Source organism: Pseudomonas azotoformans (genome assembly GCF_001579805.1).
GTDB lineage: Bacteria > Pseudomonadota > Gammaproteobacteria > Pseudomonadales > Pseudomonadaceae > Aquipseudomonas > Aquipseudomonas azotoformans_A.
Map to the genome: position 1 here is coordinate 5,273,542 of NZ_CP014546.1, position 16,340 is coordinate 5,289,881.

Sequence of the window (16,340 nt, forward strand, 5' to 3'; positions counted from 1 at the left end):
CTAATTGACCGAGGCGTTTTCGCTTTGGCTGGTACGACGTTTCGCCGTCGGCTCCAGCGCTTGCTTGCGCTGCTGCAACGCCTCCAGCAAGCCGAAGTCCTGCGGGAAGTGGTCCACCTGGATGCCGTGGTCGGCGTATTCCACGTAGCGGCCGAGCAAGGTGTCTTCGTCGTCGCTGATCAGGTCCAGCGCCCGCGCCTTGACGCGCCAAGCGGTGAAGGCCGTGGCGGAGATCGGCATCGGTTCGATCAGGCCCTGCTTCACGGCGGGCTTGAGCCGGGCGTCGATCAGCTCGACTTGGGGCAGCAGGCGGAAACCCAGCTCGCCGTAGGCCAACTTGTCGATTTCCGGACGTGGGATGTAAGAGTTGGCCAACAAGCGGTCGCGGGTTTCGCCCGGTGTCTGCACCACGTCGGCCACTTGGGCCAGCAGACGGTCCGACGGTTTGCGCAGTGGAATCCCGAACGGGAATGTCAGGCCACGTAGCACCGCCGCAGCGGGTTTCGAGGGGTAGTTATCGAGCACTTCCGCCAGTGCTTCGTGGGCCCGCAGCAATGAATCCTGCGCCGCCCAGTGCACCAACGGCAGGTCCGCCTGGGGCCGGCCGTCGTCTTCAAACCGCTTGAGCACGCAGGACAGGATGTACAGCTGCGACAGAATATCGCCCAAACGCCCGGTGATACTTTCCTTGCGCTTGAGCGCACCGCCCAGCACGCCCATGGAAATGTCCGAAATCAGCGCAAGCACCACTGACAGACGATTGGCCTGGCGGTAGTAGGACGCCAGCGCAGGGTCGATCTTGGCCGGAACGGAAATCAACCGCCCGCCTGTCAGGGAATGCACCGCCGCTCGGACGGTATTGGCCAGCACAAAGCTCACATGGCCAAACATGGCACTGTCGAAGGCTTCCAGCGCTTTACGTCGGTCCGGGTTACGCGCTGCTTCCATTTCGCGGAACACATAAGGATGGCAACGGATCAGGCCCTGGCCAAAGATGATCAGGCAGCGCGTCATGATGTTCGCGCCCTCCACCGTAATGGCGATGGGGCTTTGCTGGTAGGCACGGGCCAGGAAGTTGTTGGGGCCCATGCAGATGCCCTTGCCGGCAACGATGTCCATGCCGTCATTGACGATGATCCGCGCGCGCTCGGTGACGTGGTACTTGGCAATCGCCGAGATCACCGAGGGTTTCTCACCCGCGTCCAGGGACGCCACCGACACCTTGCGCACCGCATCACAGGCATACAGGTGCCCGGCCATGCGCGCCAGGGGCGCCTGCACGCCTTCGAATTTGCCGATGGGCAGGCCGAACTGTTTGCGCATCGCGGCATAGGCGGTGGTGCCGCGCACCGCCACCTTGCCCAGGCCAACGTTGGCCGACGGCAGGGAAATCGCACGGCCGGCCGCCAGGCATTCCATCAACATGCGCCAGCCGTTGCCGACTTGCTCGCGGCCGCCGATCACCCACTCCAGCGGAATGAACACATCCTTGCCGGTGGTAGGACCGTTCTGGAAGACGGCGTTCAGCGGCCAATGCCGGCGGCCGCTGTTGACGCCGGGATGGGAGGTTGGGATCAGTGCGCAGGTGATACCGAGTGAACCCGGAGCGCCGAGCAACCCGTCCGGGTCTTCTGCGCGGAACGCCAGGCCGAGCACCGTGGCAATCGGGCCGAGGGTGATGTAGCGCTTGTCCCAGGTCACGCGAAAGCCCAGCACTTCCTCGCCTTCATGGGTGCCTTTGCAGACGATGCCCAGGTCGGGGATCGCCCCGGCATCGGAGCCGGCATACGGGCTGGTCAGGGCAAAGCATGGGATGTCTTCACCCCGCGCCAGACGCGGCAGGTAGTAATTGCGCTGGGCATCGGTGCCGTAATGCAACAGCAGTTCGGCCGGGCCGAGGGAGTTGGGCACCATCACCGAAATGGCGGCCGCCGAGCAGCGCGTCGACAGCTTCATCACCACCTGCGAGTGCGCGTAGTGGGAGAAGCCTTTGCCGCCGTATTGCTTGGGAATGATCATGCCGAGGAACCCGGCGTCCTTGGTGTACTGCCAGCCTTCGGGCGACATGTCTTGCCAGACCTGGGTGGTTTCCCAGTCGTTGGCGATGTCGCACAGGGTTTCCACTTCGTTGTCGAGGAAGGCTTGTTCCTCTGCGCTCAGGCTGGCCGGTGCGGCTTGCAGCAGACGCTGCCAATTGGGCTTGCCGCTGAACAGCTCGGCGTCCCACCACACGGTGCCGGACTCGATGGCGGCGCGTTCGGTGTCAGACATCGCCGGCATGATCGTACGAAACAGGCCCAAAGCCCTGCTGGTCAGCAAGGTGCGGCGCAGGGGTTTGATGGTCATCAGCAACGCGGGCGCCACCACCAGTATCGCCGCGACTGTGGCGCCGAAACCGGCCACGACGTTGAACAGGTAACCCGCTGCCAGCCAGATCAGGCCTGCGGCCAACCACAGGGTGGCGACAGCTTGTCGATATGCCAGGGCGATCGCTGCTGCGAAACCCACCAGTAACCAGATAACCATGGAGATACCTCGATTCGATTCAGGGTACGGCCTACGTGCGCCAGGTCGGATGACATGCGGCGTAACGCCACACTACAAAATTCGAAAACTATATTCAAATTTTGTTTTGAAATTATTATTTAATGCCTGGGCAAAAAAATGGCGGCTGAGCGAGCCGCCTGGTCAAGTCATCACCAAAGGGGAATACAGCCTTGAAACATCAGAACGTATAGGAGGCCGACAGGCTGACGACATCACCGGACGCATTCACCTTGCCATCGAGGCTCGCGGCCCCCAGCCGGTCGACGTTCTGGGTATTCAACTTCACCGTCTGAACGAACTGGTGGGAATAGGCAACGTCGAGGGTCAGGCCCTCGATTGCCTTCACGTCGTATCCGGCCCGAGGGACACAAAGGTGCGATCACCATCCGGGATGCGCGGGTCACGGGTGGAATTGCGGGTTGGCGTCTGGTCAATGGCCACACCTGCACGCAAGGTCAGCTCATCGGTCGCACGGAAGTCGCCACCGAGGGAGTACATCCAGGTGTCCCTGTAGTTGTAGGGAATAGACACGATGGTGATGTCCCCCGACTTGAGTGTCAGGTCCTTGAACGAGGACCACTGCGTCCAGACCACACTCGCGCCCAGGGTGAACCGATCATTGAACGGGTGCACCCAGTCCAAGCCTGCGGTGGCAGGGATATCCAACCGGGTGCTGGCATGGGCACCGTCCGGAAACAGCTCAAGCCCCGGATAGGCCGTGCCCACCAGCGTACCGCTGCCGCCGAAGGGGCTCGGTTGGGTCATAAGGTTGTAGGAAAACTTATCGGCATGGATGTTGTACTTGCCGGTCATCTTGTTCTTGATCCTGGCGTGGTAGTTCAACCCCAGCGTGTCTTTTTCCGTGGGTTTCCACACCACACCGGTAAACCAGCCGGCTGACACATTGTCGACCTTGACCCGCATCAGCGCGCCGCCACCGTCCGACGGGAAAGCAATGCCGCCCAGTTCAGAGTCCGATACCGCCGCCGCCGACAACAAGTCGATGTTCTGGCTGACGAACCCCTTGCTGTGCTGGACGATCACCCCACCGCCGACGGAAAACTGGTCGTTGACCTTGAACGACAAGGCGCCGGTCAAACCCACGGTTTCGATTTTGGTGTCCACTGCAAACCCACGCAGTTTCGAATCCTGGTCCCAGGTGGAACGCATGCCCTGGGGCACGACCTGGCTCAGGCCGAAGGCAAACCGGTCGCCCAGCGGCATGACCATGAAGCCTGTGGGCAGCCAGGCGGAGAAGACCCCTTGGCCACCGTCATTGTGGTTCGCGGTCGTCGCGGTGGAATCAGGAAAGCCGTTGTCATCCAGCGGCGTGCTGGAAATCGGCTTGCCAGCATAATCATAGGCGTCGCCTTTGTACTTGATGTTGATGCGCGCGTAATCGACCGTGAACTGCGCAACATTGCGGTCGACAAACGCCATGGCAGCCGGATTGTTATACGCCGAACTCGGATCGTTCTTGAACAGCGAGCCACCCGCGAAGGCCCTGCCCCAACCGGGGGCGCCATAGGTCGGGGTGGAGAAACCACCGGCCTGCACAGGAGCGGCCACCATCCATCCGCCCATTAACGCCAGGCCCAGCAGCACTTCAATCTGTCGTTTATTTAACTTCACACGGCACCTCTACTGCGCTCTTAATCAGCCAGCCGCAACAGACGCCTCATGGGAGGCGCCTGCCTTTTAACGGGCGCTCAGCCCCTTGTATTCACGCCATCCTCAAGGAACAACGGTGAACGCTGGCGTTGGCTTGACGCTCAGGCTTACCGGTGCAGTTGCCTGCCAGGGATTGATTGGTAGCCGTCAACACACCACCGCTGTAGTTGGCGGTGATAGTGGAAGCACCACAATTGGAGACGGGGTACAGAATCGAACCCGCGATGGTGTATCCGACGTTGGTCACCGAACCTGCGGTAGCACCGGTCGAGGTCAACGTCCATGGCAAGCCGGTGATCTTGGGCAGGCTGCAAAGCCCGCCACCCGTGATGGCAACGTCAGTGATTTTGGCAACGCCAGCGGCATCGACATTACCGGTGAAGGTCGCCCCGCAATTGACCGCGGCCCTGATAGGAGGATGGCGATTTCACCGAGATCGTGCCGGGTGCGGTGAAGTTGGTGTTTACAGGGGTGATGCTGTAGGCATTGGCCATGGAGGCGGCCCCCATCAGAACAGCCAAGGCAGACAACGATACGACAGTTTTAAAGTTCGTCATTGTTATTCCTCACATAGAAAGGCGAGTTAGTCGCCAGGGACAATGACCATGACTGAGGTGTTGAGGTGAAACTGCAAAACTCCTCGGCCAGGCCAAACTTCAAATTAATGACCGATACCGATGAGAGGGGAACCTTGTAGGAAGTTGCACAGTTAGCGTTCATCCCTTCAAATTGTTTTTTGTTCGGGTAGAACAACTTTCCTGCAACTAAGAAGGCGCCGGTATAGGACTAATCCGAGCGAGGAGAAACATCGTTTTTTTCAGGAAACAATGACGGAATCAGGCAGGAGCTTGAGTACTTGCGAGGGATGATGAAGCGAGAGGTAGAGAATGCCTCAGTGACAATCGAAACGGGTCGCACAGGCGACCCGTCGATGCGGTAACTGCGTGAAACAGCAGAAAGATGCGCTGACTGCCTGTTCCACTACCGCATGCATTAGAACCTGTAAGTGGCCGACAGACTGACAACCTCGCCTTTACTGTCCACTTTGCCATCCAGGCGCCCACCGCCCAAGCGATCAACGTTAACGGTCTTGAGCTTGACCTGCTCGACAAATTGCCGCGAGTAAGCACCGTCGACACTCAAGCCCGGTATGGCCTTGATGTCATAACCAAAGCCAAGCGATGCGAAGTAACGGTCACCGTCGGGGATGCGCGGGTCGCGAGTCGAGTTGCGGGTAGGGGTTTGGTCATAGGCTACGCCCGCCCTCAAGGTCAGCTCATCCGTGGCCTTGAAATCGCCCCCCAGGGAGTACATCCAGGCGTCCTTGTAGTTGTAGGGAATGGCGACAATCGTCGAACCTTCGGACTTGAGCGTCAGGTCCTTGAAGGAAGACCATTGCGTCCACATGGCACTGACGCCCAATGTCCAGCGGTCGTTGAGCTGGTGTACCCAGTCGATGGCGGCGGTTGCCGGAATGTCCAACTGAGTGCTGGCATTGGCGCCATTGGGGTACAGCTTGAGCCCAGGATAAGCTGTTTCAACCAGCGTCTTGCCATCACCGAAGATCGTATCGTCGGTCATCAGGCCGTTGTTCAGCGCATCCGCGCGGATCTTGTACTTGCCGGTCAGCTTGTTTTTGATTTTGGCGTGATAGTTCAGGCCCAATGAGTCCCTCTCAGTCGGTTTCCACACCACGCCGCCAAACCAGCCGACGGACACATTGTCCACCTTGACCCGCATCAGCGCGCTACCAACGCCCGACGGGAACGCGCCGTTGCTCAGGCCTGGAGAGACCGACGCGGCCGAGAACAGGTCGATGTTCTGGCTGACGAAACCCTGGCTGCGCTGGACGATCATGCCGCCACCGAGCGAAAGGTTGTCACGCACCTTGAAGGACAGCGAACCCGTCAAGCCGACGGTTTCAATCTTGGTGTCCACGGCGAAGTCACGGAACTTGGAATTCTCATCCCACGTGGTACGCATGCCTTGCGGCACGACCTGACTGAGGCCGAAGGCAAAGCGGTCATTGATCGGGATCACCAGGAACCCGGTTGGCAACCAGGCGGTGAAACCACCCTGACCACCGTTGTTGTTGTTGACGGTGGCCGTGCTCGGATCAAAGCTGCCATCGGGCAATACCGCGGTATTGCTGGCCGGGGCACCGGTGTAATCGTAGGAGTTACCCGTGTATTTGATCTTGATCCGCGCATAATCGACGGTTTGTTGAACCACTGATTGGTCGACAAACGCCATGGCGGCCGGGTTGTTGTACGCAGAACTTGGATCGTTCTTGAACAGAGAACCGCCGCCGAACGCCCGGCCCCAGCCTGGGGCGCCGTAAGTCGGCGTGGAGAAACCACCCGCCTGCACGGGCGCAGTCGTCATCAGCCCCCCCAGTATTGCCAGCCCCAGCAGTGTTCGAGCCTGTTGTTTCTTAGTGATCATGCGGCACTCCTTATTATTATTCGCTTCCGGCATGGCCGGCTTTCCACGGCAGCCGGCACCTCTTTCGAGGCACCGGCCTTTCAGCGGGTGATCAACCCTTTGTTCCGTGACCCATCCCCGTTATGGGTTAACGGTCAGACCTGTGGCAGTGGTGGTCAGCGAGACAATGTTGCAGCCGCCGCTCAGAGGCTGGTTGGCAGCCGTCAGCGTGTGCGTGGTTGGGTTCCAGTCCACGTCGATGGTGGAGATGCCGCAATCAGTAGCCGGAATAACGATGGTTTTTTTGATGGTGTAGCCGACGTTAGCCACCTTGCCCTTCTTGCCATCAGTGCCCGCCGATGCAGTCAGCACCCAACCGGGTGCCGGAATGCTTTTAAGCGTAGGCAAGCCACACAGACCGCCGCCGGTGAGGGCAGCGTTGGTAATGGTGGCAACACCGCCAGTGACCGTGCCGCTGAAAGTAATGCCGCAGGTCACGCTGCCGCCAAATGAGGACGGCGACTGCACCACGATGGAGCCAGCAGTCGTGGTGAACGGACCTTCAGGGCTGATCGAAGCGGCATTCGCCAGAGAGGCTGCGCCCATGCAAACAGTCAAAGCAGTCAACGACACGAGGGTTTTCAAGCTTTTCATTGTTTTTCCTCACATGTTATGGCGAAGTCATTTCGCCAGGGGTAATGGCCATGATCGAGAGGTCACGGTGAAACTGCAGAACTTCCCTTTCCAGCCAAATCTCAATTCAATTACCGCAATAAAATCAGGTAGTTACTCAACAACCTTAAAGTTAGGTGGCATCTTGATAGATACCGTCTTGATCGTGCAGTCTTCGCCGATCGGTACATTGGCGGCCTCCAACTTGCCGGTGGCGTTGTCCCAGGTGCCATCGGCGGTCGAGGGTCCGCATTTGCCGCCCAAGCCAAATGCATGGACATCCACGCTGATCTTCGACATGGAACCGCTCTTGGTGTCTTTGGCGACCAGTACCCAAGGCAGGTTGATGGCTTCGACCCGGCTGCACTTGAGGCCGCCGTCGAATTCGACTTTGTCGACATTCACCGATGAGCCATCCGCCGCGACTTTGCCGGCCACCTTGATGGTGCAATCAGCGCTGATCAGCGCACCTTTTGAAAAGCTGATGGGGCCCTGGGCGGTAAACGTACTGCCAGCCGGTTCGATACGGGCGGCCTGGGCCTGGTGATAGGCAATAAGGCCCAGTGCAGCCAAAATGATATGGGTGGTGAACTTGGCAGGTGCTTGCATGGTGTACGTCCTTCCCTTTAATTATTTTTGTTCGGGTCAAACAACTTTCTGGCTATCGAATTGGAAACTTCCGGGCGATAGAGGCCTGCGCGGCACGCAGGCCCCGAGTACGCAAACGGTGTGACTTGAACTTAAAAAGGCTTGGCGCTGTTGCTGTACTTCTCCAGGTACTTCAACCGTTGTGAGGGCTGAAGATTAGTCAGCGTAATATCTCCCGCATAATGATTCAGTACCCGATGGTCCATGCGCCGCCGCCATAAGTAAGGCACATAGGCCCAGACAATCATGCTCGCATAACCATAAGGAAGTTGCGGCGACTCATCAAAATGACGCAACGATTGATAACTACGAGTTGGATTGGCATGGTGATCGGAGTGCCGTTGCAATTGAAACAGGAAGATATTGGTAACAATCCGATTACTGTTCCATGAATGCCGTGGCGAACAACGCTCATAACGACCATTGGGCAACTTCTGACGTTTAAGCCCGTAGTGTTCTACATAGTTCACGACTTCCAGCAGCGAAAACCCGTAGATGCCTTGGATAATCAGGAACGGAATCACTGCCGCTCCCAGCCAAGCGATCATCGCGCCCCACAGCACCACGCTGTACATCCAGGCACTGAGCACGCCGTTCTGCCAATGCCAGGCCGGCAGGCCGACCTTGCGCAGGCGTTCGCGCTCCAGGTTCCACGCCGAGCGGGCACTGAACCACACCGAGCGCGGCAGAAAGGCCCAGAAGCTCTCCCCCAGCCGCGAGCTCGCCGGATCTTCCGGCGTGGCGACACGGACGTGGTGACCACGGTTGTGTTCGGTGTAGAAGTGACCGTAGAAGGTCGGCGCCAAGGTGACTTTGGCCAGGAACACTTCCAACGCATTGGGCTTGTGACCCAGTTCATGGGCGGTGTTGATCGCGATGCCGGTGGCGGCGCCGGTCGACATGGCCATGCCCAGGTAAGTGAACCAACTCACTTCGCCATGCAGCTGGGTGCGTGCGGTGATGTAGCTGGCCGCATGGGACAGCCAACTCGACGGCTCCAGGTTCGCGGCAGCCTGCAACAGCCCGCCGTGGATGATCCAGTCGATACCGCCAGCGGCCAGCCAACCGGTGATCACCACCGACGAAATGACAAACAGTACGCCGGTGTAGACGATCCAGCGGTAGTAGCTTTGCGATTCAAGGTGGCTGACGGCGGATTCGGGCGGGTTGCTCACGTCTTCACCGAGCAAACCATCGATCAGCGGGATCAGGCCGAAGATCACCAATACGCCGACCCACCAGAGTTGCTGGATACCGGTGGTGATGGCCAGGGCGCCGGACAACAAAGGCGTGGCCAAGGGCATGATGCCCAACCACCACAGGTGGCGCTTGCCGTCGGTCCATACGCTTGGCGCTGCCAGTGTCTGATTCATGGCAGCCACCGTTGCTGGGCAGTGCAAAACAGGTTCAGGGAGCGTTGAATGCTCCAGGAAATCAACCATGCGATAAAAGACGTTTTTTTCATTTTTATTCGCTCTTAGGCATTTCAAAAATCATTTCAAAATAAACATTGAAATATTTTTTTAAAGAAATAGCGCGGAATCGTTAGGTCGTCAACTACTTTTTCGAGGCCTTTTTTACGTGACCGGACAGTCTCTTTTTCATCCGCTGGGTCAGGTCTCTAGAGCAAGCATTTCGGACGGTACAACCCGCAGTGAGTGCCACGACTATTTGCTTGCCAACGCAAAGGGCGGATGCAGGACCGTAGCGGATTGCGCTGGCCGCGCACGCTTGGCCAGGTGGTGCACCGCCTCTACCACCCGCGCGGTGGCGGTGATCGGCAGCATATGCCCCCGCCCCTCCACCACCTGCAATTTCAGGCCCGGAACCTTGTCGGCCAGGGCCTGGCCGTGCTTGCGAAAGTCCAGGACCTTGTCCTGCGCGCCATAGATCAGGCTGATGGGCAGCGTCAGTTGCGGGTAACGCGTGACCATGCCCGGCAGGTCGTTGTTGACCAAGGCGATCTCACTGGACGCGGCATAGAAGTTATCGGGGCGCATGCCCAGCAGCCCTCCGCCACGGGTGGCGAAATCGTCAGGGGCACTGTCCGGTGCGAACACCCCTTTGACCACCGCGCGGCGCGTCAACAGGCCAATCGGCACCGTGAGGGTGTGAGACACCCAGCGCCGCAGCCAGGCCGGGCGCACCGCCAGTGACCAGAACACCACGGGCAAAGTCGGTTGTGGATGGGTCAGTGGCGCCACCAACACCAACCCCGACACTGCGTGGGGATGGTCGAGGGCCAGCGCCAGGGAAATCGCACCGCCCAGGGAATGCCCCAGCACCACGGGTTTATCCAGGCCAAGCGTATCGATAAAGGCTGCGACTTGCCGCGCCTGGGCTGGCAGGTCCGCAGCGGTGCCTTTGTGGCGTGTGGAATAACCCGATCCAGGGCGGTCGAGCGTGATGACACGGAACTGGTCACGCAATTGTCCGGACAAGGCATACGTCAGGTTGCGACTACTGCCCATAAGCCCGTGAATCATCACCAACGGTGGGCCCTTGCCCTCTTCGTAATAATGAAAGCGCTCGCCATTCACCTCCACAAAGCGCCCGTTGTTCGGAACGGCGGCTTCAATACGTCGCGTCATCCACGCGCTGAATCCCCACAAAACGGTGCTTGCGCCTATCAATACAGCCGCAGCGATAACCCATTCAACAGCCATAGCTCGGTCCTCTGCATCCCTGCGGCTGGCGACCTGACCGGAATTGATCAAGGCCTCAGCCATCGTCCACACCCTGGACCTGAACGTCGTGCCTGTCCGTCGGACAAGTCGCACATGAGGAACCTGGGACTAGCGTAGGCGATATTTTCAGGTAGATTATTTAAAATCTTTTTTAAAATAAGTAATTCAATTTTTCTTTGCAATGGTGTTCTATCTAAAAGACACAACAAGAAAAGGAGCACACCCGATGCCCATGAAGGAATGCTTATGAATGCCCAGCGCGACGCCATCGACATCGCCATCATCGGCTCCGGCTTTGCCGGCCTGTGCATGGCGATCAAGCTCAAGGAGGCCGGGTTCACCGACTTCTTTATCGCCGAGCAGGCCGATACTCTCGGCGGCACCTGGCGTGACAACCACTACCCCGGCTGCGCCTGTGATGTGCAGTCCCACGTCTATTCGTTTTCCTTCGCGCCTAACCCGGACTGGACTCGCCAGTTCGCGCCGCAAGCGGAGATCCGCGCTTACCTGGAGCAATGCGCCACGCGTTTCGGGCTGGCGCCCTACTTGCGGTTCGGCATGGGCCTTGAGCGGGCGGTCTTCGATGAGCAACACCAGCGCTGGCAATTGCGCTTCAGCGATGGTCGCCAGGTCAGTGCACGGGTTCTGGTCTCGGGCATGGGCGGCCTGTCGCGCGCGGCGCTGCCGGATATTCCGGGGCTCGACAGTTTCAAGGGCAAGCGCTTCCACTCACAGCAGTGGGACCACGACTATTCCTTGAAGGGCAAGCGCGTGGCAGTGATCGGCACCGGCGCCAGCGCCATTCAGTTTGTGCCGCAGATTGCGCCGCAGGTGGCTCATCTGGACTTGTTCCAACGCACTCCACCCTGGATCATGCCCAAGCCCGACCGGGCGATCTCGCCTTTCGAACGCTGGTTGTTCAAGCATCTGCCCTTCACCCAACGCCTGGTACGTGGCGCTTTTTATTGGGCGCTGGAAGGCCGTGTGGTCGGCTTTGCCCTGCACCCACGGCTGATGAAAATGGTGCAGAAAATCGCCCTGCGCCACCTGCACAAACAAGTGGCGCGCCCTTCCCTGCGCAAGACCCTGACCCCGGACTACACCATCGGCTGCAAGCGCGTGCTGATCTCCAATGACTACTACCCCGCGCTGTCGCGCAGTAACGTCGAGGTGGTCACCGACACCGTGCAGCGCATCGAAGCTGACGGGGTGATCACCGCCGACGGTATCAAGCACCCGGCCGACTGCCTGATCTTCGGCACCGGCTTCCAGGCCACCGATCCCCTGCCCCGCGACTGCATCATCGGGCGCGGCGGCGTCGACCTGATGGACACCTGGCAAGACGGCGCCCATGCCTACAAGGGCACCACGGTGCCCGGCTATCCCAACCTGTTCCTGATCGTCGGCCCCAACACCGGCCTGGGGCATAACTCGATGATCCTGATGATCGAAGCCCAGGTCACTTACATCCTCGATGCACTCAAGCAAATGCAGCGGCATCGCATCGCCAGTGTGGACGTCAAACCCAGCGTGGAAAGCGCCTTCAACCAACAGTTGCAAGACAAACTCAAGCGCACCATCTGGAATACCGGCGGTTGCCAGAGCTGGTACCTAGACCCTCGCACTGGCAAGAACACCACGTTGTGGCCCGGCTCGACTTGGTGCTTCAAGCAGGTCACGCGCCAGTTTGCGCTCAAGGACTACGTGGCCAGCCTGGTGCCGATCAATGCGCCCGACCGTCCTGTGCCCGCCGCCCATTCCGCTGCCGAAGGAAGCCTGTCATGAAGTCATTCAACGGCCGCGTGGCGGCTATTACCGGCGCGGCGTCGGGCATGGGTCGCGCGTTGGCATTAGCTTTGGCACGAGAAGGTTGCCACCTGGCACTGGCGGATAAAAACAGCCAGGGGCTGGAACAGACGTCGGCGCTGATCAAAACGTCGACCCTGGCGCCTGTGCTGATCACCACCCAGGTACTGGATGTGTCCGATCGCCAGGCCATGGAGGACTGGGCTGCACGCTGCGCGGCCGATCACGGACAGGTCAACCTGGTGTTCAACAATGCCGGGGTGGCCCTGTCGAGCACCGTGGAGGGTGTGGACTACGCCGACCTGGAATGGATCGTCGGCATCAACTTCTGGGGCGTGGTCTACGGCACCAAGGCGTTTCTGCCGTACCTGAAAGCCGCAGGCGATGGCCATATCGTCAACACCTCCAGCGTGTTCGGCCTGTTTGCCCAACCGGGCATGAGCGGCTACAACGCCACCAAGTTTGCCGTGCGCGGCTTTACCGAATCCCTGCGCCAGGAGCTGGACCTGCAACGCTGCGGTGTATCGGCCACTTGCGTGCACCCTGGCGGTATTCGCACCGATATCTGCCGCAGCAGCCGTATCGACGCGAACATGACGGGGTTCCTGATCCACAGCGAACAGCAAGCCCGCGCCGACTTCGAAAAGCTGTTTATCACCGACGCCGACCAGGCCGCCAAAGTGATCCTGCACGGGGTACGCAAAAACAAGCGACGTGTGCTGATCGGCCGCGACGCGTATTGCCTCGACCTGCTCGCCCGCTGCCTGCCGGCGGCCTATCAAGCCCTAGTGGTGTTTGCCAGCAAACGCATGGCGCCAAAGCCCCGCACGCCGGTACTTGAACCCAACGACGAGCCCCGCCTCTGAACAGGAGCACGCACCATGTTGCCGATCCGCCGTGACATCCGTTTCACCCTGCCCGCCGAGCGCATCAAGGACTGGCATGAACAGGGTCCGTTCATCACGCATTTCTTCAATGCCCTGTCGCTGCTGTTCCCTCAGGGCGAGCTGTTTTTCATGGACAGCGTGCGCCACTACCGCCAACGCATCGACGACCCCGTGCTGAAGAAAGAGATCCAGGGTTTTATTGGCCAGGAGGCGATGCACAGCCGCGAACACGTGGCCTACAACGACTTGCTGCAAGCCGCCGGCTTGCCCGCGCATACCCTAGACCGCCGGCTGAAATTTATCCTGGACCTGCAGAAAAAACACCTGCCAGCGTCCTTCAACCTGGCCGTGACCATTGCCCTTGAACACTACACCGCGATGCTGGCCGAAATCCTGTTGAGCGACCCGTCCCGCTTCGGCGAGTCACTCAAGGGCTACCAACAGATGTGGTACTGGCACGCGCTGGAGGAAACCGAACATAAGGCGGTGGCCTTTGATGTCTGGAACACGGTGATCAAGCCCGGACCCAAGCGCTATTTGCTGCGCACCGGGACCATGCTCACCACCACGGTGTTTTTCTGGCTGGTGGTCTTCGACTTCCACCTGCGCCTGCTGATCGCCGACCGCAAGTGCGGCGGACACCTGAAAGGCTTCTGGCGCATGCTGAAATTTCTGTATGGGCCCAAGGGCGTTTTCCCACGGATGCTGGTGCCGTGGCTGCATTACTTCAAACCCGGCTTCCACCCCTGGGATCATGACAACCGTGCGCGCCTAGCCGGGATTGACGACCTGGTCGAGGAGATCGAGCAGACCCAACGCGGGTATTAGGCTTGCGCCAAGGCGGCGCGTTCACGCACAAAGCCTTCCAACTGATCGCCCGGCAGTGCCTTGCTGAAATACCAGCCTTGGATGATCAATTCGGCGCCGGTGTTGAGGAAGGCCAACTGCTCGGCCGTCTCCACGCCTTCCACCACCACGCCCAAGTTCAGCGCCTCACAGAAGCGCAGCATGCCGGTCATGACCTGGGCCCCCTTGGGGTCGTGTTGGGCCACCACGAAACTGCGGTCGATCTTGATGAAATCCACCGGAAACTGATGCAGGTAACTCAAGGCCGAAAACCCGGTGCCGAAGTCATCGATATAGACCTTGGCGCCAATGGCTTGCAGCTTCTGGATGGTCTGGCGCGTGACTTGGATATCGCTGACCAGTGCGTCTTCGGTGATTTCCACCGAGACCTGCCCGTGGGCCTGGGCCAGGATTTCCACAAGGCGCTCGCCATAGGCGGCGTCGGTCAGGGTCGCGCTGGATATATTGATGGTCATCGGCAAGGCAAAGCCGAGTTTCTGCCACTTCTGGTATTGGCGGACCGCCTGGGACGCTACCCACACATCCACATCCGGCATCAACCGCGCCTGGGCCAGCCATTGCAGGAACTCCCACGGCGAATGCACCTTGCCCTGGGCATCGCGGGCGCGCATCAGTGCTTCACAGCCCGTGCACAAGCCGGTACGGGTCGAGACCTGCGGCTGGAATTCGAGGTAGAACTCGTAGTCACTGATTTGTTGGATGCGGCTCAATTCATTGGCCTGGCGCGCCAGTGTCTTGTGGGACGCGAGCACCGGGTCCAGTTCACGCAGCCGGCCCTTTTCTTCAAGACCCCGGAAAGTCATGTCCAGAGACTTGAGGTAGACCGTGCCCCCCTCGGTTGCCTGGCGATGAATCGCGCGCACATAGGGCGCATACACCAAAGTGCCCAGGCCCAGCAGCGTCAGTTGCAGCGCCACTGCCGCGAGGTCGCCGTGCGTGCTCAAGTAGGCATTGAGTAGAACAGGCGCTGTGAATGGAACGCTGACCACCGCAGGCGACACCCAGCCCATCTGCACCACCGTCAACGCCACCATGGCATTCAATGCGGGTACGATCAGAAACGGGATGAACAAGCGCGGGTTGAGGATGATGGGCAAACCGAACAACAGCACTTCGCTGACGTTGAACAGTGACAGCGGCAGGCTCGCCACCGCCAACAAGCGCATGGACTGGCTTTTGGAAAACAGCAGGATCGCCAGCAACAGGCACAACGCACCGCCGGAACCGCCGATAAACGCAAAGCTGCCGAGCAGCCCGCTGTTCAACATATATTTGATGGGCTCGCCCGCTGCCAGCGCCGTACTGTTCAGCACCACCGCCTGGTCCAGCACATCGAACAGCGGTTGCATGGCGTACACGCCATGAATGCCGAAAAACCACAGCAACGAATTCATCAGGGTCACGAACAGCCCGCTGCCGTAGGGCGACTCCAGGGCATCGAGTACTTGGGGCCCCTGCAGGTGCGCCACATACGGCACCTGCAACAGCAAGGACAGCACCACCACCAATCCCAGAGCGGTGATGGCGCCCGGCACCACCATATTGATCGTGCCCCGCAGGTTGTGGCCTACCAAATCTTCGTTGACCAAGCGAGTCCAGCGGTAACGGTGCAGCCAGGCAATCGCCGGCACATTCAACAGCGGCGAAGCAATCGCAATAAACAGGACGAAGGTGGCCGAAGCACGAGGATATTCGCGCAGGATAAACGTCGCCACCACCACATGGGCCAGACACAGGAACGCCACCGGCAGTTGTGGCAGGCGATACTGGATTGCCAGCATGTAACCGATGGACGCAGCGACCAACAGCGGGATCACTGAGCTGATTTGATTGTGCAAGCCTGCAAGGAACGTCACCACTTGCGGATCGAATCCCAGCACCCGTGCGCATTCCGACAGGATCAGGAAGCCGGCAGACACCAACAGGCATGGCAGGATCCACAACAAACCTTCGCGGATCGCTCGAAGAGACTCAGTGCTGGCCAAGGCGGCCAGACGTTGGGTGAAGAAAAGCTTGAACAGCGTTTGCGCCATGACCCATCCCTCTGCCCATCGCCCACTGTCCCTGGAAGGCAGGGCCGGAAACACGGGGCTAACGCTACACGTCCTGGCACAGTGAGCGAAAGCCTTTT

The 16,340-nt window shown here is 59.6% G+C and carries 10 protein-coding genes and 2 pseudogenes; 3 read left to right on the forward strand and 9 right to left on the reverse strand.

Translation table 11 applies throughout. The features are described from left to right. The 8 genes and pseudogenes from AYR47_RS24100 to AYR47_RS24135 all read right to left on the reverse strand — a co-directional run bounded on the left by AYR47_RS24100 (position 1) and on the right by AYR47_RS24135 (position 10,691). Positions 1-2,526 carry an acyl-CoA dehydrogenase gene (locus tag AYR47_RS24100; RefSeq protein ID WP_061437274.1) on the reverse strand — a complete coding sequence of 842 codons (2,526 nt, stop codon included), beginning with the start codon at positions 2,524-2,526 and terminating at the stop codon, positions 1-3. Positions 2,527-2,725: 199 nt separating this feature from the next. Then, a pseudogene (locus AYR47_RS24105) lies at positions 2,726-4,131 on the reverse strand (outer membrane protein transport protein). A gap of 150 nt (positions 4,132-4,281) precedes the next feature. Further along, positions 4,282-4,775, reverse strand: a pseudogene (gene praB, locus AYR47_RS24110) (alkane oxidation protein activator PraB). Positions 4,776-5,211: 436 nt separating this feature from the next. Next, a complete protein-coding gene (locus AYR47_RS24115) occupies positions 5,212-6,663 on the reverse strand; it encodes an outer membrane protein transport protein (RefSeq protein ID WP_033902383.1) in 1,452 nt (483 codons plus the stop codon). Positions 6,664-6,783: 120 nt separating this feature from the next. Beyond that, the gene (gene praB, locus AYR47_RS24120) at positions 6,784-7,296 is read right to left on the reverse strand and encodes an alkane oxidation protein activator PraB (RefSeq protein WP_033902382.1); all 513 of its coding nucleotides are present in this window, start codon (positions 7,294-7,296) and stop codon (positions 6,784-6,786) included. Positions 7,297-7,428: 132 nt separating this feature from the next. Further along, on the reverse strand, positions 7,429-7,923 hold the full coding sequence (gene praA / locus AYR47_RS24125; RefSeq protein ID WP_033902381.1) for an alkane oxidation protein activator PraA: 495 nt from the start codon (positions 7,921-7,923) through the stop codon (positions 7,429-7,431). A 131-nt stretch (positions 7,924-8,054) separates the two neighbouring features. Beyond that, entirely contained in the window at positions 8,055-9,335 is a 1,281-nt protein-coding gene (locus AYR47_RS24130; protein ID WP_033902380.1) for an alkane 1-monooxygenase, read from the reverse strand. 294 nt (positions 9,336-9,629) lie between these two features. Next, positions 9,630-10,691, reverse strand: a complete 1,062-nt coding sequence (locus AYR47_RS24135) for an alpha/beta fold hydrolase (RefSeq protein ID WP_061437277.1) — start codon at positions 10,689-10,691, stop codon at positions 9,630-9,632. Between the two features lie 204 nt (positions 10,692-10,895). Here AYR47_RS24135 and AYR47_RS24140 point away from each other — a divergent pair, with 204 nt between their 5' ends. Genes AYR47_RS24140 through AYR47_RS24150 form a run of 3 tightly spaced genes read left to right on the forward strand, consistent with a single transcriptional unit; the run spans position 10,896 to position 14,170 of the window. Next, the gene (locus AYR47_RS24140; RefSeq protein ID WP_061437279.1) at positions 10,896-12,434 is read left to right on the forward strand and encodes a flavin-containing monooxygenase; all 1,539 of its coding nucleotides are present in this window, start codon (positions 10,896-10,898) and stop codon (positions 12,432-12,434) included. Continuing rightward, a complete protein-coding gene (locus tag AYR47_RS24145; RefSeq protein ID WP_061437282.1) occupies positions 12,431-13,321 on the forward strand; it encodes an SDR family NAD(P)-dependent oxidoreductase in 891 nt (296 codons plus the stop codon). The genes AYR47_RS24140 and AYR47_RS24145 overlap by 4 nt, the downstream gene beginning before the upstream one ends. Positions 13,322-13,336: 15 nt before the next feature. Next, positions 13,337-14,170 (forward strand): metal-dependent hydrolase, encoded by an 834-nt coding sequence (locus AYR47_RS24150; protein WP_033902374.1) that lies wholly within the window; start codon positions 13,337-13,339, stop codon positions 14,168-14,170. Here AYR47_RS24150 and AYR47_RS24155 read toward each other — a convergent pair. Further along, complete coding sequence (locus AYR47_RS24155) at positions 14,167-16,242, reverse strand: EAL domain-containing protein (RefSeq protein ID WP_033902373.1); 2,076 nt, start codon at positions 16,240-16,242, stop codon at positions 14,167-14,169. The two genes, AYR47_RS24150 and AYR47_RS24155, sit on opposite strands and share 4 nt — an antisense overlap. Positions 16,243-16,340 lie beyond the last annotated feature (98 nt).